The following is a 26,014-nucleotide window of genomic DNA, read 5'->3' as shown; positions in this document are numbered from 1 at the left end:
GTAAATAATTCAGAAAGAACCACTCGGACGGAGCACAAGGGTTGGCTTTTCTTCGCTCCATCCCAATCTGCATAAGGAACCAGATGATGGCGGGTGAAAAAAAATCCCCTGTGACTTTCACAAAAAACGATGTAGAAATTATTGCACGCGATACTCGCTACGACGGTTTTTTTTCCATCGTCAGTTACCGCTTCCGCCACCGCCGTTTCAATGGCGACATGAGCGGTGAAGTGGTGCGCGAAGTTTTTGAGCGCGGACACGCTGCCGTGCTGCTACCCTATGATCCCCTGCGCGACGAAGTAGTGCTGATCGAACAGATCCGCATTCCGGCCTATGATTCCAGCGCCACGCCCTGGCTGTTGGAGATGGTGGCCGGCATTATTGAACCGGGCGAAACGCCGGAAGATGTGGTGCGTCGTGAAGCGGTCGAAGAGGCTGGCCTCAAGGTTGGCCGCGTCAAACCGATAGTGAATTACTTAGCCAGCCCCGGCGGAACCTCTGAGCGTTTGTCGGTGCTGGTGGGCGAAGTGGATGCCAGCCAGGCAGAGGGAAATCACGGGCTGGAGGAAGAGAATGAGGATATTCTTGTGCATGTGGTAAGCCGCGAACAGGCTTACCGCTGGGTGGAAGAGGGGATTATTGATAACGCGGCATCTGTCATCGCTCTGCAATGGCTGGCGTTGCACCATGAGAAACTAAGAGAAGAGTGGAAGCCAACATGAAACAGCGCTATACCCCTGATTTCCCCGAAATGATGCGTCTGTGCGAAACCAATTTCGCTCAGCTGCGCCGCCTGCTGCCGCGCAGTGACGAGGCAGGTGCGTCGGTGATGTATCAGGTGAACGGCGCCAGTTATCAGCTGACTATTGAAGAGTCGACGCGCTACACCACGCTGGTGGAGATCCGCCAGGTGGCACCCGCAGTGAGCTACTGGAGCCTGCCATCCATGTCGGTGCGGCTCTACCATGATGCGATGGTGGCTGAAGTGTGTTCCACTCAGCAGATCTATCGCTTCAAAGCGCGCTATGATTATCCTAATAAAAAATTGCATCAGCGCGATGAAAAACATCAGATTAACCAGTTCCTTGCCGACTGGTTGCGGTACTGCCTGGCGCACGGCGCGATGGCCGTGCCGGTGTGCTGATAGCGATACCCTGAATCCGCACGGGTATATAACGCAACGATAGCGTGGAGAGAAAGGAAACGCTTTGGATAGCCTGCTAACTCTTCCTGCGGCAAATGGGTCCGATATCAGGATTTTACAAATTACGGATACCCATCTTTTCGCGGGAAAACATCAATCGCTGCTTGGAGTGAATACCTGGTCGAGTTTTGATGCGGTGCTGGACGCCATCGCGGCGCAACAGCGCGATTACGATCTGATTATCGCCACCGGCGATCTCGCCCAGGATCACACCGTCGAAGCTTATCAGCATTTTGTTGCGGGCATTGCACGTCTGCCGAAGCCGTGCGTCTGGCTGCCGGGCAATCACGATTTTCAGCCGGCGATGGTGGATACGCTGGCGCAGGCCGGCATCGCTGCGGACAAGCATGTGCTGCTCGGCGAGCACTGGCAGCTGGTGCTGCTGGACAGCCAGGTTTTTGGCGTGCCGCACGGCATGCTGAGCGACTATCAGCTGGAGTGGCTGGACCGCACGCTGCGTCAGTTCCCCGATCGCTACACGCTGGTGCTGCTGCACCATCATCCGCTGGCCTCCGGCTGTACCTGGCTTGACCAGCACAGCCTGCGCAATCCGCATCAGCTGGATGCGGTGCTGCAAAACTTCCCGCTGGCGCGCCACCTGGTGTGCGGCCACATTCATCAGGAGCTGGATCTCGACTGGCACGGCCGCCGCGTACTGGCGTCGCCTTCGACCTGCGTCCAGTTCAAACCGCACTGCACCAACTTCACCATTGATACCGTAGCGCCCGGCTGGCGCTGGCTGACGCTGCAGGCGGATGGCACGCTGCACACCGAAGTGAATCGTCTGCAGAGCGATCTGTTCCGTCCGGATCTGGATTCCGAGGGCTACTAAACCATGGCGGCGCTGATTTATCTGCACGGATTCAACAGCTCACCGCAGTCGGCTAAAGCGACGCAGTTACAGCAGTGGTGTCAGGCGCAGCATCCGCACATTGAGGTGCTGGTGCCGCAGCTGCCGACTTTTCCCGCTGAGGCTGCCGCGCTGCTGGAAGAGTTGGTGATGCAGTATGCCGGTGAACCGCTCGGGCTGGTGGGGTCATCGCTCGGTGGCTATTTTGCCACCTGGCTGTCGCAGTGTTTCATGCTGCCGGCGGTGGTGGTGAATCCGGCGGTGCGGCCGTTTGAACTGCTGGTGGATTATCTGGGTGAAAACCGGAATCCCTACACCGGCCAGCAATATGTGTTAGAGTCTCGCCACATTTACGATCTGAAAGTGATGCAGATTGACCCTCTGGAAGCGCCCGATCTACTCTGGCTGCTGCAACAAACCGGCGATGAAGTGCTCGACTATCGCCAGGCGCTGGATTACTACAGCGCGTGCCGTCAGACGGTAGAAGAGGGCGGCAATCATGCCTATATCGGATTCGAACGCCATTTTGCGCAGATGATTGATTTTCTGGGACTGAATACTCCCTGATGCTGCGGGATGGGCCCATTTTCCTATTGCTAATCAGACTGTTACGATGAGCCAATCTAGCTATAATGCTGACGCCATTGAGGTTTTAACCGGCCTCGAACCGGTACGTCGCCGTCCGGGCATGTACACCGATACCACACGCCCTAACCATCTGGGCCAGGAAGTGATCGATAACAGCGTCGATGAGGCGCTGGCTGGTCACGCCAAACGCGTGGAAGTCATCCTGCACGCCGATCAGTCGCTGGAAGTGATTGATGATGGCCGTGGTATGCCCGTCGATATCCACCCGGAAGAGGGCGTGCCAGCGGTCGAACTGATTCTCTGTCGCCTGCACGCCGGCGGTAAATTCTCCAACAAAAACTACCAGTTCTCCGGCGGCCTGCACGGCGTGGGGATTTCGGTGGTGAACGCCCTGTCGAAGCGTGTGGAAGTCACGGTGCGCCGCAACGGTGAGATTTACCAGATCGCCTTCGAAAACGGCGATAAAGTGCAGGATCTGGCGGTGATTGGTACGGTAGGCAAACGTAACACCGGCACCAGCGTTCACTTCTGGCCAGACGAAAGCTTCTTTGACAGCCCGCGCTTCTCGGTCTCCCGCCTAAAGCATCTGCTGAAAGCCAAAGCGGTGCTGTGCCCGGGCGTTGAAATTGTCTTTAAAGACAAGGTGAACGATACCGAGCAAACCTGGCTGTATCAGGATGGCCTGACGGATTACCTGAGCGAAGCGGTGAACGGCCTGCCAACGCTGCCGGAAAAACCGTTTGTCGGCAGCTTTGCCGGTGATGTGGAGGCAGTCGACTGGGCGCTGCTGTGGCTGCCGGAGGGCGGCGAGCTGCTGACCGAAAGCTACGTCAACCTGATCCCGACCATGCAGGGCGGAACGCACGTTAACGGCCTGCGTCAGGGCTTGCTCGACGCGATGCGCGAATTCTGTGAATACCGCAATATTCTGCCGCGCGGCGTGAAGCTGTCGGCGGAGGATATCTGGGATCGCTGCGCCTACGTGCTGTCGGTCAAAATGCAGGATCCGCAGTTTGCCGGACAGACTAAAGAGCGTCTCTCCTCACGCCAGTGCGCGGCGTTTGTCTCGGCGGTAGTGAAAGATGCCTTCAGCCTGTGGCTCAACCAGAACGTGCAGGCCGCCGAAATGCTGGCCGAGCTGGCGATCTCCAGCGCACAGCGCCGTATGCGCGCGGCGAAAAAGGTGGTGCGTAAAAAGCTGACCAGCGGACCGGCGCTGCCGGGCAAGCTGGCCGACTGTACCGCGCAGGATCTGAATAAAACCGAACTGTTCCTGGTGGAAGGGGATTCTGCGGGCGGCTCCGCCAAGCAGGCGCGCGACCGTGAATATCAGGCGATAATGCCGCTGAAAGGCAAGATCCTCAACACCTGGGAAGTGTCGTCGGACGAAGTGCTGGCGTCGCAGGAAGTGCATGATATTTCGGTGGCGATCGGTATCGATCCGGACAGTGAAGATCTCAGCCAGCTGCGCTACGGCAAAATCTGTATCCTCGCGGATGCGGACTCCGACGGCCTGCACATTGCCACGCTGCTGTGCGCGCTGTTTGTGAGGCACTTCCGCTCGCTGGTGCAGCAGGGCCACGTCTATGTGGCGATGCCGCCGCTGTACCGCATCGACCTCGGTAAAGAGGTGTATTACGCGCTCGATGAAGACGAAAAAGAGGGCGTGCTGGAGCAGCTGAAGCGGAAAAAAGGCAAGCCGAACGTGCAGCGCTTTAAAGGTCTGGGTGAGATGAACCCGCTGCAGCTGCGCGAAACCACGCTCGATCCCAACACCCGTCGTCTGGTGCAACTGACGGTCGACGAAGAAGACGTCGAGCAGACGTTACGGATGATGGACATGCTGCTGGCGAAGAAACGCTCGGAAGACCGTCGCAACTGGCTACAGGAAAAAGGTGACCTCGCCGACCTCGAAGTGTGATGCAAACGGGACGCTGCGGCGTCCCTTTTTTATGCCTGCAAGGCGTGCCATCGCTGCCCGTCCCAATCTGTCCCATCGCCACATGTCCGTTAATGAAAACCGCGCTGTGCGCGGCACCCATATGCCGCCTGCTGCCCCGGGTCAGCGATAATCCCTGCGTTTTGCTGCATTGTGGTATCCTGCCGCTGCTGAACGTGGAGCAATCTACCTCAGCAGCCGTGAGAACGAGGCTAAGACCGGTCTCGAAGTAGCAATGCGCTGAGGTAGGAAGAGTGAAAATCACACTGGAAGAGTTACGCGCCTGGGTCGCGGTGGTGGACACCGGTTCGATTACCGCCGCCGCGGAACAGCTGGATCAAACCAGCTCCGGCATCAGCCGGGCGCTGAGCCGCCTCGAAAGCAAACTGCAAACCACGCTGCTGCACCGCACCACGCGTCGCCTGGCGCTGACCGAAGAGGGGCTGATTTTTCTCGATCACGCGCGGCAAATCCTTGCGTCGGTGGAGCAGGCCGAAGAGCATATTGCGCAGCGGCGCGACATTCCCTCCGGACGGCTGCGCGTCAACGCCAATACACCGTTTACCCTGCATGTTATCGTGCCGCTGGTTGCCGAATTTTGCGCGCGCTATCCGCAAATTCAGCTGGAGCTGAACACCGATGACATTGTCATCGACCTGCTTGAGCAGCAAACCGATATCGCTATTCGCATTGGCGAACTGCGCGACTCCACGCTGCGCGCCCGCGTGCTGGGCAGCAGCGCGATTCGCCTGCTGGCCAGTCCGGCCTATCTGGAAAAAGCCGGCGCGCCGCAGAGCGTGGAAGATCTGCTGACGCACCAGCTGCTGGGATTCAGCCAGCTGGACGCGCACAATGTCTGGCCGGTGTGGCAGCGCGAAGGCGAGTTTTTGCGCATCAAACCCACGCTTTGCGCGTCGAGCGGTGAAACCCTGCGCCAGCTGGCGCTGGCCGGCCAGGGCATTGTGCGGCTATCGGATTTTGTCAGCCGCGAGGATCGCGCCAGCGGCCGGCTGGTACAGGTGCTGGAAAATGACACGCGCGAACTGCGCCTGCCGATTCACGCAGTGTACTATCGCAACCAGTCGCTCAGTTCCCGCATCACCTGTTTTCTGGATTTTTTACGGGAAAAAATTCAGGAAAATCATCTGTTATAGTCCGGTTCTGTTTGAATAACCTTTCCTGTTATGTTCTGCCTTCACTGATAAAAACGCTTTAATTCAATCGGTTAATGATTTAGCTATCTTTCGGTCGCCCATTTAAGAATTTTTTCCTAACGGGACATTTCTTATGTCTCGGATTTATCTCTTTCCGGATTATGTCGCAACTTTGAGCCCACCCAAGGGCAGAGCCAGGGAGATTGCGGCGCTTGCCTGCAAACGCGCAGTCAAAATTAATCGACGGAAGGAAGAATCATGAACGTTTCACCCGTAAGTGTGGCGGTTATCGATAAGAAAACCATAACAAAAGCGGAAGTGCTGCGCGCCGGTAAAGATGGCAAAGCAGTGAAGATTCAGGCAATTACCAACGGTAAATATCTGCTGACGCAGAATCAGGACGGCACCGCGCCTGAAAACATCACCGTTAAACGCGTGGGGAAAAACCTGCTGGTGATGCTGGAAGGCTCAGACGCCAGCAAACCGGATCTGATTATCGAAGATTTCTTCGCTAAATCCGGCACCTTAGTGGGTAAAGCGGAAGACGGCGAAATGCACGCTTACGTCGCGACGGACGGTAATGCCGACCACGAAGCGGCCGCGCTGGCCGACGGCGAAACTACCGCGCTGGCGCTGGGTGAAGGCAGCGTTGATGATAATTCCGGTTACGCACTGGCCAGCGGCTTTGAATGGTCGCCGGCGCTGATTGCGCTCGGCGGTCTGGCGGCTATCGCGGCAGCGGCGGGTCTTGGCTATGTCGCGGCGAAACACCATTACGACAATAACGACGGCAGCCACAGCGGCAAAGGTGAAGGCGGCGGTGGCAGCGGCGGCGGCGATATCAGCAAGCCCACCATCAGCGATGTGATTGATGATATCGGCGACGTAACCGGTTCGGTAGCGAACGGCGGCCGCACCGATGACACCATGCCCACCTTCAACGGCACCGGCACGCCGGGCAACACCATTGAAATATGGGATGGTGAGACGCTGCTGGGTGAAGTGCTGGTGGATGACGAGGGTAACTGGACCTTTACGCCGGAAAAACCGCTGGCGGCAGGCAATCACAGCATCGTTACCGCCGAGCGTAACGCCGAAGGCGTGGTGGGTGAAGAGAGCGATCCGTGGGAATTCATCATCGATCTGACGGCGCCAGCCAAAAGCACCATTGGCAGCGTGATGGACGATATGCAGGATCCGCCGGTGCTGATCGAAAAAGGTGGCGTGACGAAAGACAATACGCCGACGCTGACCGGTAAAGCTGAAGCGGGCTCGACGGTAGAAATCTGGAACGATGGCGTGAAGCTGGGCACCGCCAGGGTAGACGCCGAAGGCAACTGGACCTTTACGGCTCCGGCACTGCAGGATGGGCGACACGAGCTGAGCATCGTGGTGGTCGATCAGGTGGGTAATAAATCACTGCCATCCGATCCGTTCATCGTTGATGTGGACACCGTGGCGCCGGAAAATCCGGGCATCGGCGTGATTAAAGACAGCGAAGGTAATCCGCTGGAAGACGGTTCCACCACAAAAGATCTGCGTCCGACGCTGGAAGGCAGCGGCAACGACGGCGATATCGTGGTGATTATCGACAACGGCAAGCCCATTGGTTCGGTGATTGTGGAAGACGGCAAGTGGACCTTCACGCCAGAAAACAATCTGCAACCGGGTGAGCACGAGCTGGAGATCGTAGTGCGCGATCCGGCCGGTAACGAATCGCCGGCCTCTGACAAGGTCACGATTGGGTTTGAAGGCGACACGCAAGTGCCGGTCGATCCTGAACCTGTCGATGGCCTGCCCGATCCGGACGTTCCGGTTTCCGGCGTGATTGAGCATATCTTTAAAGACAATAACGACGCCGGCGTGCGTACGCCAATCGAAAACGGCGGCGCGATGAACGATCCGAGCATCATCGTGGCCGGTAAGGGCGTGCCGGGCGAGCTGGTTACCATCTACATTGTCGGTCTGGAGAACAGCTACAGCTTCACTACCACGATTGGGGCTGACGGCAAATGGGAGCTGACGACGACGGATCTGGCAGACGATATCTATCAGCTACGCGGCGTGTTCTCCAGCGATGGCGAAGTGACCGGCAAAACGGACATTTATGAAGTGGAAGTCGACACCATTCCACCGCCGCCGCCAGAAATTAATGCGCTTGAGCTGGCCGGTCTCGATCTTTCGGCTCTGCTTTCGCTGGACAATCATGAACTGTTCAATGAGGCCGACGAGCAGCAGCAGCCGATTAATGCGGAATTAGTGCAGCTTAATAACGATGCGTTTAATGACTGGAATAATCAGGAAAGCCAGAGTGGTGTAATGGCTGAAAATAATTCCCAATCAGATGCGCTGTTCTTACAGAACGAAATCGAACAATTCTAATTTATCTGGAGCATACAGGTGCAATTTATTGCACCTGTGAAACTTAAATGAAAATTGCAAAAAAATTACTTTTAGCTTCACTGGTGTGTGCGCCAGTATTAACGACTTTTTCAACCCAGGCGCAAAATTCATTTGGTGCCGCATGGCGCAGTTTATCGCCAGTATCGGCAGAGCAGGCGAGGGTGGTTTATTATCGTCCGGCTTCATTAACCGGAGAAAAACCGGCGAATATTTATGTCGACGGTGAATTTCAGACGTCATTACTGGCCGGTGGCTATACGGTGTTTTGTGTCGCGCCGGGCACGCATTCGCTGGGCAGTTATGTCAACGATGCGCCAGATTATCAGGGTAAACGCGCGCAATCGTGGAGTGATAAACTGGCTGCCGGTAAAACCTACTACATTCGCGCTAACCTCGATGACAGCGGTCGTCCGCTGGTGGTCAGCCAGCAGCAGGCGCAGCAGGAATTGCTGAGCACCAAACGGCAGGCTCATCTGCTGTCGCGCGCCTCGTCGGTAAAGCGCTGTCAGGAAGGAACGACTGAAGCTTATGATAACTATGCATTTTCATCTGACCTGCTGTTCCGCTTTGGCAGCGCCAACAGCAACGACATCTCCGCACAGGGGCGCGAAGCACTCAGCAGTTTTGCCGGCATGCTGAAAAAGGAAAATGCCGCTCAACGCCACATCATCGTCACCGGCTTTACCGATCCTATTGGTAGCGACAGCAGTAATATGGCGCTCGGCCAGCGTCGCGCCGAGGCGGTGAAAGCACTGCTGATCGCCCAGGGAATGAAGGCGGCCAATATCACCGCGCAAAGCATGGGGGAATCTCAGGTTAATACTAACTGTTCAGGCAACCTGCAGGAGCAGAAAGCATGCTATGCCAGCGAGCGCCGGGTTATTATCAGCGTTGAAAATAAGTGATCTGATTTAATTATTTTAGTAGCACATTCTCACATCTCATATTGATGAGGTGTGAGGCACTGTGCCTCGATAAAGTTATTAATGGTTCATATAACTTAATCAATTAAGACGTTTCTCGTATTGTCTGCAGACATAAAAAGCGAAATTAAACCTGTATTCGGCTGGAAATCCCGAAACATTATTTAACGTAAAAGGAATGCACATCATGGCTAATATTCAAGGTAAATTAGAGAACGCCCGCGTTATCTCGACCAAAGATCAGTTTTATCAATGGATCGATAAGGAAGTAAAAAATGCCAACGGCGGCAAGCTGGAGATCACAATCGATGGTACAGCGCACATTGTTGATATCAGCGAGGACGGCAAATGGTCATTCGACCCGAAAACCAGCTGGTTAGACGGCACCCATGTCATTCAGCTGGTATCAATTGATAAAGCGACTAACCCGAGTAATCCGACTATCTTCATTCTTGATATGGATACTACGCCTCCGGCGAAACCGGAAATCTGGCGCGTGATTGATGACGCTGCGGCGGAAGATCGCTACCTGACGCCGGGTGACGCCACCAGCGATAAAACGCCGGCGCTGTCCGGTGTGGCCGAGCCTGGCACGATTGTTACCCTGTACGATAACGGTAAAGAGATCGGTTCGGTGGTAGCAGACAAAATGGGTGCATGGAGCATCACGCCGGAGCTGGCAGACGGCGAGCACAAACTGACCGTGATGGCGAAAGATAAGGTTGGCCATGAAAGCCCGATTTCTGATGCTTTCAACCTGACAATTGCCGACGGTGTAGTCACTCAGGCAGTGAACGAAGCGGTATCTGAAACGCCGGCAGAAGCAGCCATCGTGGATGCGGCTAATTCTGCGGGTGAACCGGTCAGAACCATCAACACAAAAGTAATTACGATCAGCGGTGGAAACGCGGAACCCAATGCATTAGTACAGATTGTTATTGATGAAACAGTTTACACTACCCGCGCTGATGCCAGTGGCAAATGGCAGTTTGAGTCGCCGGAGCTGAAAGAGGGTTTGCACGTCGCGGGCATTCGTTATCTGGACCGTGCGGGCAACTGGGGATCATCAACTCCGCGTATTTACAATATCGACACTTCTGCACCGGAAGCACCGCAGATTATGCGCGTGATTGATAATGAAGGCAGCGCGGATACCTATCTGACGCCGGGCAACTATACCAATGACAAAACCCCAACCCTGTACGGTGTTGCTCAGCCGGACAGCCTGGTTAAAATCTACGATATTTACTCCAAAGCGATTGGCAGCGTGAAAGCCGGTGCCGATGGCCGCTGGAGCTTCACGCCGGAACTGACCACCGACGGCACCCACGTGTTCAGCGCCAGCTACACCGATCGCTTCGGCGTCGAGAGCCCGCGCTCTGACAACTTCGCGCTGACGCTGGATACCAAAGTGCCGGACGCGCCATCACTGAATGAGGTGTTCGATGACGAAGGCCGCGTTACCGGTCCGCTGAAGTCAGGTGACATTACCGATGACAAAACTCCAACCCTGTCGGGCAGGGGAGATGCGGGCGTGATCGTGCGCGTGTGGGACGGCGATAAACTGATCGGTTCAACCGTGGTGGACTCACGCGGTGAATGGAAACTGGAGGTTGAGCTGGGTGAGGGCGAGCACTCGCTGGTTGTGGATTCCATCAGCAAAGGCGGCACCGTCTCTGAGAAAACCGATCCGTTCAGACTGGTTGTCGACAGCAACATTCTGCCGGCCCCGGTGGTGGATGAGATGGTCGCTAACAACGGTGATGAAGAGCGCGTACTGCAGCCAGGCGATTCCACCAACGACACCACGCCAGTGCTGCGCGGTGAAGGCAACAATGGCGACGTCATTTCCGTGATCGTTGATGGCGAGCCGGTGGCAAGCGCAATTGTTAGAGATGGCAAGTGGGAAATTGAATTGCCAGAACTGGCAGAGGGTTCGCATGATATTGAACTGATCGCCAAAGATCCGTCCACCGGCAAAGAGTCACCGACCTCTGATCCAATCAACGTGATTATCGATATTACGCCACCGGATCAGCCAAAACCACCGACGATCATCGATAACGAAGGTGATAAAAACGGTCCGGTTGAGCCAGGTCAGCCCATTGATGACAACCGTCCTGGCTTCGGCGGCGACGGCGGCAACCCGGGCGACAAAGTGGAAGTCATTATCGAAGACGGTACCGGTAATAAAGTGGTGATCGGCACCGGCATTGTCGGCGAAGACGGCAAGTGGGAAGTGAAACCGGAGAACCCAATCGATGACGGTAACTATCAGGTTATCATCGGGATCACCGATCCGGCTGGCAACGAATCGCAGCCCTCCGATCCTATCGATCTGATCATCGACACCAAAAAGCCAGGCTCGATGGAAGGCTCATACGTACTGGAGGATAACGTCGGTCCTATTCAGGGTAACATCGAAAATGGCATGGTTACCGATGATAAACAGCCAACCCTGAAGGGTACCTCACCAGATCTGTCGCAGGTGATCATTTACATCGACGATCTGGAGCCGATTGTAGTTGACGTTATTGACGGCAAGTGGAGCTATGAGCTGCCAGAACTGGGCGAGGGCAACCATAAAGTTGAAGTTCAGCCGGTGAGCCAGTCCGGTGTGAAAGGCGACAAAGAAGCCGCCATCAACTTTGACGTGGATACCACCAAGCCGGAGCCAGTTGAAGGTGGCGCTAAGGCTAACTTCGAAGGCGTATTCGCGGATAAAACCGGCATTGAAATCCCGGTGCGTCCGGACACCAACGATGACACCCTGATTTTCAAAGGTAAGGGGTCAGAAAACGGTTCTATCGTGATGATTTGGGCCGACGAAGCGCGTGAGAATCTGATCGGCTCTACCGTGGTGCAAAACGGCGTGTGGCGCTATGAGTCTGACAAACTGGCAGAAGGCGATTATGCCTTTAACGTCACGATACGCGATGCGGCCGGTAACGAGCTGGTCATTGACCATACCGTTAAAACCAACGTTGACGTCACCCCGCCGCCGCCGCCGCCAGAGATCGACTTCTTCTCTGTGGCTGGTATGACAGATGTAGAAGGACTGATGAGCATGTCGCTCAACGACATCATGGCGCAGGGCCAGGACTCTCTGTTCATCGACAACGGCAAGTCTCAGCTGGTGGTGAATGCCAAGCAGGGCGAGGCGCTGACGCTGGAAGACATCCTGCCAGCCGGTGAAGATGCCAGCTCCTGGCAGCAGGCCACCGGTACCGTCACCGTCGGTGGCAACGAGTACAACGTCTACAGCAACGGTGATGCGGAACTGCTGGTGCAGAACCTGCACAACGAACAGCACTGATCGTTGATTAGCCGCTAAACAAAAGCCCCGGTCGCAAAACCGGGGCTTTTTTTATGCACGCAGCGGAAAAATCAGGCGGTCGGTTCCAGCACCAGAATTTTCACGTCCACCACGTCATCTTTGATGGTGGCGCGATGCGCATCCATGTGCGGCATCTGCTGATGCTGCTCCAGATGGCGCAGCGATTCCCACTGCTCGAGCATAAAGATCGAGTCTGGCGAGTTCTGCTTCCACGGCACCTGCGCCTGGTGATCGACCAGCGCATCGTACTGATGGCAACCCTCTTCTTCCAGCACGACAGGGATCAGTTTATTAATCGCCTCCAGCACCTCCTGACGGCGGCCCGGCTTAACGCAAATTTCTGCAACCACAGTTAACATAACGCTTCCTTCTGTTTTTTCCCGGTGTGCTTACAGTTAAGCAAAGATCTGGCTGAGATGAGTCCGATAACGTGCGATATCGCGCGGCACGTCCGGCTGTTTAATCACGTCGTTACAGATAAAGGTCGGCAGACTTTCCATACCGAGGAACTGATTGGCTTTATGGAAGTGCAGGTACAGGCCGTCCACGCCGACGCCTTCAAAGAACTGGTCGGGATCGGTAAAGGCTTCCAGCGGGGCGTTCCAGGTCAGCGACAGCATGTATTTTTTGCCCTGAATCAGGCCGCCGGAACCGTACTTTTTGCCGGCATCGCTGCGCGAACGGCCATCGCTGGCGTACAGCGCGCCGTGGCCCAGAGTAAACACCTCATCGATGTACTTTTTCACCGTCCACGGCTCGCCCATCCACCAGCCCGGCATCTGATAAATCACCACGTCGCTGTCGAGGTATTTCTGCACTTCGTCTGCCACGTTGTAGTCGCTATCGGCAACGGTCACCTGAACCTCATGGCCCAGATCGCGCAACTGGCTGGCCGCCACTTCGGTCAGGGTATGGTTCAGTTCGCCTTTGGAATGGGCAAAGGTCTTGCCGCCGTCGATAATCAAAATCTTGCTCATGGATAATTCGCTCCGTTTCTCATAGATGCCGCCCACTCTACGCGCGCGCGCGGGGCAAAAAAATGCGTGATTGATCACAAGACTTTTGCTCTCAAAGCAATAATGCCGTTACTTATGCAACAATCCGCACGCAAACCAACATCCACTTAAAAAGAACACACCATGAAAACTGTGATACTGAGTGCTTTACTTCTGGTGGCCGGCGCGGCTCAGGCGCAATCCCACCTTGATGACATTCGCCAGAGCAAAACCCTGAAGGTCTGCACCACCGGCGATTACAAGCCTTACACCTTTTTGCGCAGCGACGGCCAGTACGAAGGGCTGGACATCAGCATGGCGCAGTCGCTGGCCGCCAGCCTCGGCGCAAAAGTAGAGTGGGTGCCAACCACGTGGAAAACCCTGAGCGAAGATTTTGTGGCGAAACAGTGTGATATCGCGCTGGGCGGCGTCTCCGTGACGCTTAAACGTCAGCAGATCGCCTGGTTCGCACAGCCGCTGGGCGTCGATGGCAAAATTCCGCTGGTGCGCTGCGCGGATAAAGCGAAGTACCAGACGGTTGAGCAGATCAACCAACCGCAGGTGCGGGTAATCGAGCCGGCTGGCGGCACCAACGAAGCATTTGTGCACCGTCATCTGCCGCAGGCCAGCCTGCAACTGGCGGAGAACACCGGCATTTTCCAGCAGCTGGTGGATAACAAAGCCGACGTAATGATTACCGATGCTTCCGAAGCGCTGTTCCAGCAGCAGCACTATCCGTCGCTGTGTGCCATCAATCCGCAACAGCCGATGCAATATGGCGAGAAGGCTTACATGATCCCGCGTGATGATATGAGCTGGAAGCTTTATGTCGATCAGTGGCTGCACCTCAGCACTGCCACCGACGAATATGCGCAGATCGCCAGACAGTGGCTGGGGGTGGTGAAGTAATCGTTTCGCGACAGGCGTTACCGTCCCGTAGCGGCGCAATTTATTGCGCAATCAGCAGCAGTGCGGCGGGTGAATACGTATGATAAATCGCGCCGCTACGGCATGGGCAACTGACATCCCGCACTTCCGTAGCGGCCCTATTTATTGTTTTGGAATCAACGATACAACCCGGCTTTACCCAGCCCGCCAAACAGATTCATCTTGTAGCGAATCACCGCTTTCGCGGCGGCGATGGCGTCCGGATAAATCACATTCGGATCCCACCAGCTCTCCCGCGCGAGGATCTCGCGCAGTCTGGCGAAATAGGCGAACTTCATGTCGCTGGAGATATTAATCTTGCCCACGCCCAGCGTCACCGCCTCGGCAATCTCCGCGTCCGGGTTGGCCGAACCGCCGTGCAGCACCAGCGGAATATCTACGCGCTGCGAGATATCCTTCAGAATGTGCATCTGCAGCTCCGGTTTCATATCTTTGGGATAGATACCGTGCGCGGTGCCAATCGCTACTGCCAGCGTATCGACGCCGGTGCGCTGCACAAAATCCTCCGCCTGCGCCGGTTCGGTGTAGATCACCTTACTCACGCCACCTTCCACCGTAGTGCCGGTATCGCCGATGGTGCCGAGTTCGCCTTCCACCGACACGCCCACCGCGTGCGCCAGCTTCACCACCTCTTTGGTCAGCGCCACGTTCTCTTCGTACGGCAGCAGCGAGCCGTCAATCATTACCGAGGTAAAGCCGCACTGAATAGCGCGCAGCACCTGCGCAATTGAAGCGCCGTGATCGAGGTGAATAGTAAACGGCACGCGGCTTTTTAAGGTGCGTTCGCGCACGTAGCCAAAAAATTCATCGGTGACAAATTCCAGTTCGCTCGGATGGATAGAAATAATGGCGGGCGTATTGGTGGCTTCGGCTTCTTCCACCACGGCCCGGATAAAGCAGCTGTCAGCGACGTTAAATGCGCCGATGGCGAAGCGATGTTCACGGGTCGGGGCCAGCATCTCTTTCATTGAAATCAACATGTTTATGTTTCCTTAGCGTGAGTTTTACCAGAGCCGGCGCACGCGCCGACCCGATGAGGGATAAAAAGAAACAGTTGGAAATTGCGCCGCGATCGGGGCGTCAGTAGCGGTTTGCCGACCCTGACCAGCTCAGATATTCAATAACCACTTCGCGACAGGCGGACTCCATCAGCGCCAGCACATCGGCCAGCTCGGCCTGCGGATGCTGGCGCAGCGCCTGCTGCACTGCGTGCTTACCGGCGTCGAACACCGCAGCGCCGACATTGATTTTGGCGACGCCACAGGCGCTGACGCGGCGTATATCCTCGGCCGGGGTGCCCGAGCCGCCGTGCAGTGCCAGCGGCCGCGTCGTCACCGCGTGCAGCTGCTGCAGCCGTTCGAAGTCGATCTTCGGCTTTACGCCCGGCGGATAAAGCCCGTGCGCGGTACCGACCGAAATCGCCAGCAGATCGATGCCGGTCTGCTCAATAAACGGCAGCACGTCTTCTACCCGGGTCATCTTCACGGCGGCATCGGCCAGTTCATATGTGGGCGCATCGGCGATATGCCCCAGTTCGCCTTCAACGCACACGCCAGCGGTATGCGCCATCTTCACTACCGCTGCGGTCTGACGAATATTGTCCGCCAGCGGTTCGGCCGATGCGTCAATCATCAGACCGGTAAAGCCGGCGCGAAACGCCTGACCAATCAGCGGGAAGGCTTTGCCGTGGTCGAGCGCCAGCGCCACCGGCACCGCAGCCTGAGCCGCCAGCGCCTGTACCAGCGGCGCCGCCACCGCTGGCGGAAAATGCGCGCTGTGTCCCTGATACACATTGAGGATCAGTGGCGCGCGCTGCTGTTCCGCCGCCTGAATCGCCGCGCGGGCGGTTTCGAGGTTGAAGCAATTGATCGCCAGCACCGCGTACTTGTGCTGGTAGGCGTCCTGAATCAGGTCATTCATCATGGCAAACATGCGGGCTCCTTATTCCAGAGTGAATTTGATCTCTTCATCGCGGACGCCGGGTGCTTCCACGTCATCGAACTCTTCATCCTGCTGCGTGACCGGTTTTTTCATCACCGACAGCATCACGCCGCACACCACGGTGCCAATGCCGAGCGCCAGGCAGAACAGCCACGGTTTGGTGAACAGCGGCACCACGAACATGCCACCGTGCGGCACCGGCGCTTCCACGCCCCACACCATAATCAGTCCGCCGGCCAGCGCTGAGGCCACCACGCAGCTGGCCACTACGCGCAGCAGGTCGCGTGCCGCAATCGGAATCACACCTTCGGTAATCATGCAGATGCCCATCGGGAAGGCGGCTTTCAGCGCCTCTTTCTCTGCTTTGGTGTATTTGTGGCGCGTCAGCAGATAAGAGAGGGTGATGCCGAACGGCGGAATGATGGAGCCGACAAATTTCACCGCTTCCGGACCGTAAATGCCGTCGACCAGCATGCCGTCGGCGAACAGCGACATGGTCTTATTGATCGGCCCGCCAAAGTCGAAGGTGGCCATCGCGCCGAGGATGGCGCCCATCACGAACTTTGAGCCGCCCTGCATGGACTCCAGCAGATGAATCAGCGTCTTTTGCAGCCAGACGATCGGCTGGCCGATAAAGGTCATCATCAGCAGCCCGGCGATAATGGTGCTGAGCAGCGGCAGCACCATGATCGGCATCAGCCCCTGCATCGACTGCGGCAGCCTGATCACCCGGCGCAGCAGCAGCACGGTATAGCCGACGAGGAAACCGCCCAGAATGCCGCCGATAAAGCCGGTGCCGATCTGGCCGCAGATAAAGCCGACGATCAGGCCAGGCGCAAAGCCGGGACGATCGGCAATGGAGTAGGCGATGGCGGCGCTGATCAGCGGCACAATCAGCCCCATGCCCCAGCCGCCGATCTGGTTCAGCATCCACGCAATGCTGCCGGTCTGCTTGCCGACGTCCGGCCCGCCAATCACCTGGCCGAGCGCAATGCAGATGCCGGCGGCGACGATCAGCGGGATCATCCATGAGATGCCGGTGAGCAGATGGCCTTTGATCTCCTGGCCGTACTGACGTTTGTGATCGCTCATGATCAATCTCCTCAGGCGCGCGCCAGTGAATCCGCCACTTTTTCGAGGAATTTCACCGGTGACTTGATCACCACTTCGGTTTTCACTCGCACGATGGGTTTGCCCTGAAAGCGCTCTTCGCCGTTGATCTTGACGTCAACCGCGAGGATCACCACGTCAGCGGCGTCGATCTGCTCACGCGTCAGCGGCGTTTCAGTGCCGATGGTGCCCTGGGTTTCAACGTGGATGGTGTGGCCCAGCGCGTGAGCCCCCTTAATCAGTTTTTCGCGCGCAATGTAGGTATGCGCGATGCCTGCGGTGCAGGCCGCTACACAGACGATATTCATGTGGCACCTCAAGGTGTTGGGTGTTAACAGAGGTCGGTTTCGGCGTACTGACTAAACAGCCGGATGATATTGCCGGGGTCATTCTCCGCCAGCAGTCGGGCTATCACCTCATCATCGGCCAGCGCGCTGGCCACCTGCGACAACAGGCGAATATGGGTGGTATTCTGATCTTCCAGCCGCACGGCGAACAGGATGATGCAGCGCACCTGGCTGCCATCCAGCGTTTCCCACGGAATGTCCTGCTGGGTGCGGCCGATGGCGAGCGTGGTTTGTTTGACCGCCGACGATTTGCCGTGCGGAATCGCGATATGGTTTTCGAAGCCGGTCGAGCCTTCCGCTTCACGCAGCCAGACATCGGCAATAAACGCGGCGCGATCGCTGATGGCGCCGTCACTCACCAGCAGATCGGTGAGTTCGTTGATCGCCTCTTCTTTACTGGTGGCGCTAAGCGCCAGGTTAACGCGGCGCGGCGTCAGAATGCGGGAAATGTCCATGGTTGCTCCTCATTCAATCAGTGTGCGGCCAACGCGCAGGGCGTGCCGTTGGGCAGCTGGCTGCCAATCATGGCGTCAGTGACCCGCCGGATATCGTCATCATTAAAAAAAGCGCTGACATACACGGCCGGAATGGCACCGGCGTCGAGGTGGATGGTGGTGATCACCAAATCCACCGCGTGGTGCTGACAAAACGCCGCCTGATTGCTGGCTGACACCACGCCAGCAATTTCCCAGTCCGGAAAGGCCCGTAAAATGCGGCTCTTGAGCAGGTGTGAGGTGCCCACGCCGCTGGAGCACACCACCAGGATGCGTTTGTGGGCGATCTGCCGCTCCAGTGCCGCCTGGAAATGGACGCACAGATAACCAATTTCATCCTCAGCCACCGGCGACAGGGCGAAGGTGCGCGCGGTCAGCTGCATTGCCTGCTGGGTCAGAGAAAATATCTCTTTCATTTCCTGTTTAATATCATCCAGCAGCGGATTGCGAATATGAATGTGATATTTAAGCCGATTTAATAATGGCTTTATATGCACCAGTAAACCGTCAAATAATAAACGGTCCTGAGATAAATCCTGCTGAATAAACGCCGAGAAACGATCAATTAATTCGCAGGTTATTTTAACCGACTCGGCAGTGGAAAATTGATTATGCAGCGTCACCTGATCGCCACGCTCTTCCACCACAATGCCGGAGGAGACGATATATTGATAAATAAAACCGACTTCATCGGCCGGCAACGCACAGCCGATGCGCTGCTCAATGCGCACTACCATCTGCCGGGCAATGGTGAGAATCGACTGATCCAGATCGTGCGCGGTGGTGAGAATGTCCAGCGCCAGCGCGTTGCCCTGCGCCATGCGGTGCATCATGATCAGGATGTGCGTGCACAGATTGAGATACCAGGCATCGCCCAGCGGATAACTCAGCTGCTGCTCCATCTGTTGCAGCAGCGCCTGCACAAAGGCCACATCCTCTTCGCCAAAATAGTGCACCAGCGCCTGCTGGCTGCCGGGATCGAGCCGCGGCAGCAGCGGCGTACCGGCGACCTGTTGCTGCATCACATCGTTGATCAGCGACACCATCGCCTGACGCAGCGCCTGCTCATGGCCCTCTATATGCGTACCGCCCGGGCCGCGTTGCAGCGTTAATCCCAGCGGCTGCAGCCACTCTTCAATCACTTTCAGGTCATTCACAATCGAGGCGTGGCTGATAAAGTAGCGCTCGGACAGCTTGCTGATTGACGTAGCACGCGGCGCATCGCTCAGGAGCTGGGAGGCGATTTTTATCCGCCGGCTGTTATGACTGAGCGCGTCGCCGGCCTCGTCGCCGTTCAGCTGCTGCTCCAGCTGCAAACGCTGCTGCATATCCTCAACCCGCAGCCGCACACCGCGGCCAGGAGTTTTCTCCAGCGTCAGCGCCCAGTTGCTGAGCCAGCTCTCCAGCCACTGCAGGTCGCGCTGAATGGTCTTTCCGGAGACACCGAGCTGTAACGCCAGCTGACCAATCGGCTGCGGCGCCGCCTGTTGCAACAGCAATTTCACTAACCGGTGTTGTCGCGAAGTCAGTATTTGCATTCGGTCACCCTTTATTTTGGTAAAACCTAATGGGATTTTTCCTTGTGGCATTTATTTCATTGCCAGCAAGCCGTCGCGAAAAAGGTGTGTCGTATGGAGTATGAATTTAGGAAAGGATGGCGGCAGCAACAATACTAAATGTTGTCCCGTCAGGCGGACAGCATTAATACACCGCGATGACGGGAAATTAAATGCGAGTCTGCTCACACAATAATGCGCTAAATAAGTGTGATGATGCTCCCAATCCTTTTTATTTTTCCAACCGGCGTCACGTTATTTAAGGCCGGGAGATTCTTTCTGCCCTCAACGGCTTCCCTGTGACTAAATCCCACGAATAAGGTACTATCCTCGCCAAATGACCGCCGGATGACCCGCCGTTGCGGGCCACGAAGTGAGGATGCCAGCTTAATGAGTGAAATGACACAGGATGGCGCAGAGCGTCTTGCCCTGCACAAGTTTACTGAAAACGCGTACCTGAACTACTCCATGTACGTGATCATGGACCGTGCGCTGCCGTACATCGGTGACGGTCTCAAGCCGGTGCAGCGCCGCATTGTTTATGCCATGTCCGAGCTGGGGCTTAACGCCAGCGCAAAATTCAAGAAATCGGCGCGTACCGTGGGTGACGTGCTGGGTAAATACCATCCGCACGGCGACAGCGCCTGCTATGAAGCCATGGTGCTGATGGCGCAGCCGTTCTCCTACCGTTATCCGCTGGTGGATGGTCAGGGCAACTGGGGTGCGCCGGACGATCCGAAATCCTTTGCGGCGATGCGTTACACCGAATCGCGCCTGTCGAAATATGCCGAAGTGCTGCTCAGCGAGCTGGGGCAGGGCACGGTGGATTACATCCCGAACTTCGACGGCACGCTGCAGGAGCCGAAAATGCTGCCGGCGCGCCTGCCGAACATCCTGCTCAACGGCACCACCGGCATCGCCGTGGGTATGGCGACCGACATTCCGCCGCACAACCTGCGCGAAGTGGCCGAAGCCGCCGTGCGCCTGATCGACAAGCCCAACACCACGCTGGATGAGCTGCTGGAGATCGTGCAGGGGCCGGACTTCCCGACCGAAGCTGAGATCATCACGCCGCGCGACGAGATCCGCAAGATCTACCAGAACGGCCGTGGTTCAATCCGCCAGCGTGCGGTGTGGAAAAAAGAGGATGGCGAGGTGGTGATCACCGCGCTGCCGCATCAGGTGTCGGGTGCGCGCGTGCTGGAGCAGATCGCCAGCCAGATGCGCAATAAAAAGCTGCCGATGGTGGAGGATCTGCGCGATGAATCGGATCATGAAAACCCGACGCGGCTGGTGATTGTGCCGCGCTCCAATCGGGTGGATCTCGATCAGGTAATGAACCACCTGTTTGCCACCACCGATCTGGAGAAGAGCTACCGCGTTAACCTCAACATGATCGGGCTGGATAACCGTCCGGCGGTGAAAAACCTGCTGGAGATCCTCTCGGAATGGCTGGTGTACCGCCGCGATACCGTGACGCGCCGTCTCAATCATCGTCTGGAACGCGTGCTGCGTCGTTTGCATATCCTTGAAGGTTTGCTGGTAGCGTTCCTCAATATTGATGAGGTGATTCACATCATCCGCAGCGAGGATGAGCCGAAGCCAGTGCTGATGTCGCGCTTTGACATCAGCGAAACCCAGGCCGAAGCGATTCTGGAACTGAAACTGCGCCATCTCGCCAAACTGGAAGAGATGAAGATTCGCGGTGAACAGGCCGAGCTGGAAAAAGAGCGCGATCAGCTGCAGGCGATCCTCGCCTCTGATCGCAAAATGAGTAACCTGCTGAAGAAAGAACTGCTGGCGGATAGCCAGACCTACGGCGACGACCGCCGTTCACCGCTGCACGAACGTGAAGAAGCGAAAGCGCTGAGCGAGAATGAGCTGGTGAGCGCTGAGCCGGTCACCATTGTGCTGTCGCAGATGGGCTGGGTGCGCAGCGCCAAAGGTCACGATATCGATCCGGCAGGATTAAGCTACAAAGCCGGCGACAGCTACCGTGCCGCCGCGCGCGGCAAGAGCAACCAGCCGGTGGCGTTTATTGACTCCACCGGCCGCAGCTATACGCTGGATCCGACCTCGCTGCCGTCGGCGCGCGGGCAGGGCGAGCCGCTCACCGGCAAGCTGACGCCACCGCCGGGCGCGGTGATTGAGCAGGTGCTGATGGAAGCGGACGATCAGAAGCTGCTGATGGCCTCCGATGCCGGCTACGGTTTCATCTGTACCTTTGCCGATCTGGTGTCGCGCAACCGCGCCGGTAAAGCGCTGCTGACGCTGCCGGAAAACGCCAAAGTGATGACGCCGCTGGCGGTGCACTCTGGCGACGACATGCTGCTGGCCATCACCCAGGCGGGGCGGATGCTGATGTTCCCGGTGGCCGATCTGCCGCAGATGTCGAAAGGCAAGGGCAACAAGATTATCTCGATTCCGTCGGCGGACGCCGCCGCGGGCGTGGACAAGCTGCAGTGGCTGCTGATTCTGCCGCCGGGCAGTTCCATCACTATCTATGTCGGCAAGCGTAAGCTGATCATGCGTGATGAAGATCTGCAGAAAGTGCGTGCTGAGCGCGGCCGTCGCGGTAGCGTATCGCGCGGACTGCAGCGGATCGATAGCGTGGAAGTGAATGCGCCAGCGCGGCCAAAAAGTGACGCGAATAGCGAAGAGTAAGACTGAAAAGGCGAAGGACTGCCACATTTGAGGAAGCTATGTTACTAATTTTACGCACGTTGATCGTTGTGATTTATTCGATTCTGGTTTGTGTGTTTGGCAGCATCTGGTGTCTGTTTTCACCGCGTAATCCGCGCCACGTGGCGACCTTTGGTCACATGTTTGGTCGTCTGTCGACGGTGTTTGGCGTCAAAGTCGAACTGCGTAAACCGGCGGATGCCGAAAGCTACGGCAACGCGATTTACATCGCTAACCATCAGAACAACTACGACATGATCACCGCTGCCAATATCGTACAGCCGACCACGGTCACGGTGGGCAAGAAAAGCCTGCTGTGGATCCCGTTCTTCGGCCAGCTCTACTGGCTGACCGGTAACCTGCTGATTGACCGCGATAACCGCGCCAAAGCGCACGGCACCATCGGCGAGCTGGTGGCGCAGTTTAAAAAGAAGAAAATTTCCTTCTGGATGTTCCCGGAAGGGACGCGCAGCCGCGGACGCGGTCTGCTGCCGTTCAAGACCGGTGCCTTCCATGCGGCGGTGGCGGCGGGCGTGCCGATCATTCCGGTGGTGGTCTCTAACACCCACGGCAAAATCAAACTGAATCGCTGGAACAATGGCTTAGTGATCGTGGAAATGCTGCCGCCAGTGGATACCACGCAGTTTGAAACCACGTCGGTACGTAAACTGGCGACCCACTGCCGTGAATTAATGTCTGCTAAGCTGGAAGAGTTGAACGCTGAAGTCGCCGAACGCGAAAAAAACGGTAAAATCTAGCCGGCAAAAAATGGCTCACCCGCAGCGCGTGCTATGACTCGATCTGTCGGGTGCATTGATTTGTTGCGGATCCCGCCATTTGTAGGGTGCGCATTCATGCGCACCGGGTCCCGGATGCGCATTGACCTAACCCGGACACACAGCCGCGCCTTTCGGGCGCTTCACAACACGATTAAAAATAACAACATGGACACGGCGTCTTCACGCCACGCTCAAAAGGTCTGAAGTTTTATGTCTTGCAGCAGACGTCAGTTTATTCAGCTTTCTGCCGGTATGGCGCTGGCTTCCAGCGTTATGCCTTACGCCGCCCGCGCCGCCGCGCCACTGGGCGATGTGCCTTTGCCGGTGCCGCCGCTGATCGAATCACGCCGCGGTCAGCCGCTGTTCCTCACGCTGCAGCGCAGCCACTGGTCCTTTAACGGCAACAGCAACAAAGTGCCGGTATGGGGCATTAACGGCCTGTACCTTGGCCCGACGGTGCGCGTTTACAGCGGCGACGATGTCAAACTGATCTACAGCAACCGCCTCAATGAACCGGTGGCGATGACCGTCAGCGGTTTGCAGGTGCCGGGCGCGTTGATGGGCGGTGCGCCGCGCATGATGTCCGCCGGCGTAGACTGGGCGCCGGTGCTGCCGATTCGTCAGGGCGCAGCCACGCTGTGGTATCACGCCAACACGCCGAATCGCATGGCACCGCACGTCTATAACGGCCTGGCAGGCATGTGGCTGATTGAAGATGACATCAGCAAAGCGCTGCCGCTGCCGAAGCATTACGGCGTCGATGATTTCCCGCTGATTATTCAGGACAAGCGCCTCGATAACTTTGCCACGCCGGTTTATAACCCACCGTCGGACGGCGGGTTTCTCGGCGATACGCTGCTGGTTAACGGCGTGCAAAACCCGTATGTCGAAGTGTCGCGCGGCTGGGTGCGTTTGCGCCTGCTGAATGCGGCCAACGCGCGCCGTTTCGATCTCAGCTTTAGCGATAACCGGCCGTTTACGGTGATCGCCAGCGATCAGGGCTTCCTGCCGGCGCCGGTAGCGGTGCAGACGCTGTCGCTCGCGCCGGGTGAACGTCGCGAAGTGCTGGTGGATATGTCGCAGGGCGATGAAGTGTCGATCACCGCAGGCACGGCGGCAGGCATTATGGATCGTCTGCGCGGGCTGTTTGAGCCGTCATCGATTCTGACCAATACGCTGGTGCTGACGCTGCGCCCGACCGGCCTGCTGCCGCTGGTGACCGACAACCTGCCGATGCGCCTGCTGGCGGATCAGATTCTTGATGGCGTGGCGGTGCGCACGCGCGAATTTCGCCTCGGCGATGGCACACCGGGCATTAACGGTGTGCTGTGGGACATGAATCGCATCGATACGACGGTGCAGCAGGGCACCTTTGAGCGCTGGATCATTCACGCCGACCGACCGCAGTCGCTGCATATTCAGGGCGTGATGTTCCTGATTAAGAGCGTCAACGGCGCGCAGTCCATGGGAGAGGATCGCGGCTGGAAAGATACGGTCTGGGTGGATGGCGATGTCGAACTGCTGGTGAGTTTCCCGCAGAGTTCGTCAGAGCATTTCCCGTTTGTCTATTACAGCCAGACGCTGGAACTCGCCGATCGCGGCACGGCAGGACAGATGGTGGTGAATCCGGTCGGGTGAGGTGCGTGGTTCCCCTCACCCTAACCCTCTCCCGCTGGCGGGAGAGGGGACCGTTTTGTGCCGTATTACACACTGGTATACCGCTTCAGAGTCGCGCGGACACCTCCCTCTCCCGCGTGCGGGAGAGGGCCGGGGTGAGGGGGCAAACCGCACCCTTCACCCATGGCATCCTTCAACCACGTCACCCATTAAACTCTTCCGGATCCGGTCCCAGCCGCTTGCCTTTATCCAGCTTCGCGATCTCGCTCACTTCTGACTTATCCAGCCGGAAATCAAAAACCTGGAAGTTCTCCTGAATGCGTGCCGGCGTTACCGACTTCGGAATCACCACCAGGCCGCTGTCCAGATGCCAGCGAATCACAATCTGCGCTGGCGTCTTGCTGTACTTCTTCGCCAGCTCGCGAATGATCTCCTGATCAAACACGCCTTCACCGCCCTGCGCCAGCGGGCTCCACGACTCGGTCTGAATCTGATGCAGTGCATTCCACGCATGCAGCGTGCGCTGCTGCAGCATCGGATGCAGTTCAATCTGATTCACCACCGGCGACACGCCGGTTTCATCAATCAGCCGCTTGAGGTGCGCTTCATGGAAGTTACACACGCCGATGCTTTTCGCCAGGCCCTGCTGTTGCAGTTCTACCATTTTCTTCCACGCATCGACGTAGTGGTCTTTCTGCGGGCACGGCCAGTGCATCAGATACAGATCCACCTGCTCCAGCTGCAGCTTCTTTAGGCTGGTCTCCATCGCCTGTTCAACATTCTGCTGGTCATCATTCCACAGTTTGGTGGTGATAAAGATTTCATCGCGCGCTACGTCGGTTTCCTGCAGCGCCTGGCCAATCGCCTCTTCATTTTTATACGCGGCGGCGGTATCGATGGAGCGATAGCCGACCTTCAGCGCTTCCAGCACCGCATTGCGCGCTTCATCAATGCTGGCCTGCCAGACGCCAAGGCCGAGTTGCGGCATCATGTTGCCGTCGTGCAGTTTAATCCGGGGTTGCTCTGCCATAGTGACTCCTTATCGGTTGCAGTGACTTACCGTAGAAACGATGTGCTTAAGTCTAGTCAACAAACCTGACCTGAGGATCATTGTGGCAACCGAACGGCACTTTCGCCCGGTGCAATC

General features: G+C 57.0%; 22 protein-coding genes. 13 read left to right on the top strand and 9 right to left on the bottom strand.

Annotation, left to right across the window (positions count from 1 at the left end; all coding sequences use genetic code 11):
- The first annotated feature begins 86 nt into the window (after window positions 1-86).
- From nudF to F3I21_RS17400, 9 genes are all read left to right on the top strand, one after another.
- Window positions 87-722, top strand: a complete 636-nt coding sequence (nudF, locus tag F3I21_RS17440) for an ADP-ribose diphosphatase (protein ID WP_021509612.1) — start codon at window positions 87-89, stop codon at window positions 720-722.
- Complete coding sequence (locus F3I21_RS17435; RefSeq protein WP_021509611.1) at window positions 719-1,144, top strand: DUF1249 family protein; 426 nt, start codon at window positions 719-721, stop codon at window positions 1,142-1,144. Before nudF ends, F3I21_RS17435 begins: the two co-directional genes overlap by 4 nt.
- Window positions 1,145-1,208: 64 nt before the next feature.
- A complete protein-coding gene (gene cpdA, locus F3I21_RS17430; protein ID WP_031280131.1) occupies window positions 1,209-2,036 on the top strand; it encodes a 3',5'-cyclic-AMP phosphodiesterase in 828 nt (275 codons plus the stop codon).
- Between the two features lie 3 nt (window positions 2,037-2,039).
- Entirely contained in the window at window positions 2,040-2,621 is a 582-nt protein-coding gene (gene yqiA / locus F3I21_RS17425) for an esterase YqiA (RefSeq protein WP_058771368.1), read from the top strand.
- Window positions 2,622-2,667: 46 nt separating this feature from the next.
- On the top strand, window positions 2,668-4,563 hold the full coding sequence (gene parE / locus F3I21_RS17420; protein ID WP_021509608.1) for a DNA topoisomerase IV subunit B: 1,896 nt from the start codon (window positions 2,668-2,670) through the stop codon (window positions 4,561-4,563).
- Between the two features lie 272 nt (window positions 4,564-4,835).
- Window positions 4,836-5,735: a LysR substrate-binding domain-containing protein gene (locus F3I21_RS17415; RefSeq protein WP_058776526.1), complete on the top strand. Its 900-nt coding sequence runs from the start codon at window positions 4,836-4,838 to the stop codon at window positions 5,733-5,735.
- Window positions 5,736-5,993: 258 nt separating this feature from the next.
- Window positions 5,994-8,117 (top strand): Ig-like domain-containing protein, encoded by a 2,124-nt coding sequence (locus F3I21_RS17410; protein WP_150059421.1) that lies wholly within the window; start codon window positions 5,994-5,996, stop codon window positions 8,115-8,117.
- A gap of 47 nt (window positions 8,118-8,164) precedes the next feature.
- A complete protein-coding gene (locus tag F3I21_RS17405) occupies window positions 8,165-9,043 on the top strand; it encodes an OmpA family protein (RefSeq protein WP_150059420.1) in 879 nt (292 codons plus the stop codon).
- 205 nt (window positions 9,044-9,248) lie between these two features.
- Complete coding sequence (locus tag F3I21_RS17400; RefSeq protein WP_150059419.1) at window positions 9,249-12,377, top strand: Ig-like domain-containing protein; 3,129 nt, start codon at window positions 9,249-9,251, stop codon at window positions 12,375-12,377.
- Between the two features lie 71 nt (window positions 12,378-12,448).
- Here F3I21_RS17400 and F3I21_RS17395 read toward each other — a convergent pair whose 3' ends face one another.
- The gene (locus F3I21_RS17395; protein ID WP_058759782.1) at window positions 12,449-12,757 is read right to left on the bottom strand and encodes a putative quinol monooxygenase; all 309 of its coding nucleotides are present in this window, start codon (window positions 12,755-12,757) and stop codon (window positions 12,449-12,451) included.
- A gap of 36 nt (window positions 12,758-12,793) precedes the next feature.
- Window positions 12,794-13,375, bottom strand: coding sequence for an NAD(P)H-dependent oxidoreductase (locus F3I21_RS17390; RefSeq protein ID WP_150059418.1), 582 nt, complete (start codon window positions 13,373-13,375; stop codon window positions 12,794-12,796).
- 162 nt (window positions 13,376-13,537) lie between these two features.
- Between F3I21_RS17390 and F3I21_RS17385 the strand changes: the two genes are divergently transcribed.
- Window positions 13,538-14,302 (top strand): transporter substrate-binding domain-containing protein, encoded by a 765-nt coding sequence (locus F3I21_RS17385; protein ID WP_150059417.1) that lies wholly within the window; start codon window positions 13,538-13,540, stop codon window positions 14,300-14,302.
- A 155-nt stretch (window positions 14,303-14,457) separates the two neighbouring features.
- Here the strand turns inward: F3I21_RS17385 and F3I21_RS17380 are convergent, their stop codons facing one another.
- The 6 genes from F3I21_RS17380 to F3I21_RS17355 all read right to left on the bottom strand — a co-directional run bounded on the left by F3I21_RS17380 (window position 14,458) and on the right by F3I21_RS17355 (window position 19,771).
- Window positions 14,458-15,321: a ketose-bisphosphate aldolase gene (locus tag F3I21_RS17380; protein ID WP_021509600.1), complete on the bottom strand. Its 864-nt coding sequence runs from the start codon at window positions 15,319-15,321 to the stop codon at window positions 14,458-14,460.
- Between the two features lie 100 nt (window positions 15,322-15,421).
- Window positions 15,422-16,273 (bottom strand): class II fructose-bisphosphate aldolase, encoded by an 852-nt coding sequence (locus F3I21_RS17375; protein WP_021509599.1) that lies wholly within the window; start codon window positions 16,271-16,273, stop codon window positions 15,422-15,424.
- 9 nt (window positions 16,274-16,282) lie between these two features.
- Window positions 16,283-17,374 (bottom strand): PTS fructose transporter subunit IIC, encoded by a 1,092-nt coding sequence (locus F3I21_RS17370; RefSeq protein ID WP_058759786.1) that lies wholly within the window; start codon window positions 17,372-17,374, stop codon window positions 16,283-16,285.
- An 11-nt stretch (window positions 17,375-17,385) separates the two neighbouring features.
- Window positions 17,386-17,700 carry a PTS fructose transporter subunit IIB gene (locus F3I21_RS17365; protein ID WP_021313325.1) on the bottom strand — a complete coding sequence of 105 codons (315 nt, stop codon included), beginning with the start codon at window positions 17,698-17,700 and terminating at the stop codon, window positions 17,386-17,388.
- Window positions 17,701-17,723: 23 nt separating this feature from the next.
- Window positions 17,724-18,194: a PTS sugar transporter subunit IIA gene (locus F3I21_RS17360; RefSeq protein ID WP_010618474.1), complete on the bottom strand. Its 471-nt coding sequence runs from the start codon at window positions 18,192-18,194 to the stop codon at window positions 17,724-17,726.
- A 17-nt stretch (window positions 18,195-18,211) separates the two neighbouring features.
- On the bottom strand, window positions 18,212-19,771 hold the full coding sequence (locus F3I21_RS17355) for a transcription antiterminator (protein ID WP_150059416.1): 1,560 nt from the start codon (window positions 19,769-19,771) through the stop codon (window positions 18,212-18,214).
- Window positions 19,772-20,179: 408 nt separating this feature from the next.
- On the opposite strand from F3I21_RS17355, the gene parC reads away from it, so the two are divergent.
- The 3 genes from parC to ftsP all read left to right on the top strand — a co-directional run bounded on the left by parC (window position 20,180) and on the right by ftsP (window position 24,888).
- Complete coding sequence (parC, locus tag F3I21_RS17350; protein ID WP_021509596.1) at window positions 20,180-22,453, top strand: DNA topoisomerase IV subunit A; 2,274 nt, start codon at window positions 20,180-20,182, stop codon at window positions 22,451-22,453.
- A 38-nt stretch (window positions 22,454-22,491) separates the two neighbouring features.
- Entirely contained in the window at window positions 22,492-23,229 is a 738-nt protein-coding gene (locus F3I21_RS17345) for a 1-acylglycerol-3-phosphate O-acyltransferase (protein ID WP_058759788.1), read from the top strand.
- Window positions 23,230-23,460: 231 nt separating this feature from the next.
- Window positions 23,461-24,888, top strand: a complete 1,428-nt coding sequence (ftsP, locus tag F3I21_RS17340) for a cell division protein FtsP (RefSeq protein WP_031280127.1) — start codon at window positions 23,461-23,463, stop codon at window positions 24,886-24,888.
- A 181-nt stretch (window positions 24,889-25,069) separates the two neighbouring features.
- Here the strand turns inward: ftsP and dkgA are convergent, their stop codons facing one another.
- Entirely contained in the window at window positions 25,070-25,897 is an 828-nt protein-coding gene (gene dkgA / locus F3I21_RS17335) for a 2,5-didehydrogluconate reductase DkgA (RefSeq protein ID WP_021509593.1), read from the bottom strand.
- Between the last annotated feature and the right edge of the window lie 117 nt (window positions 25,898-26,014).

The sequence above is a fragment of the Pantoea sp. B_9 genome (assembly GCF_008632015.1).
Lineage (GTDB): Bacteria > Pseudomonadota > Gammaproteobacteria > Enterobacterales > Enterobacteriaceae > Pantoea > Pantoea dispersa.
The sequence above is the reverse complement of the archived record's forward strand: the minus strand, read 5'-3'. Positions and strand labels throughout refer to the sequence as shown.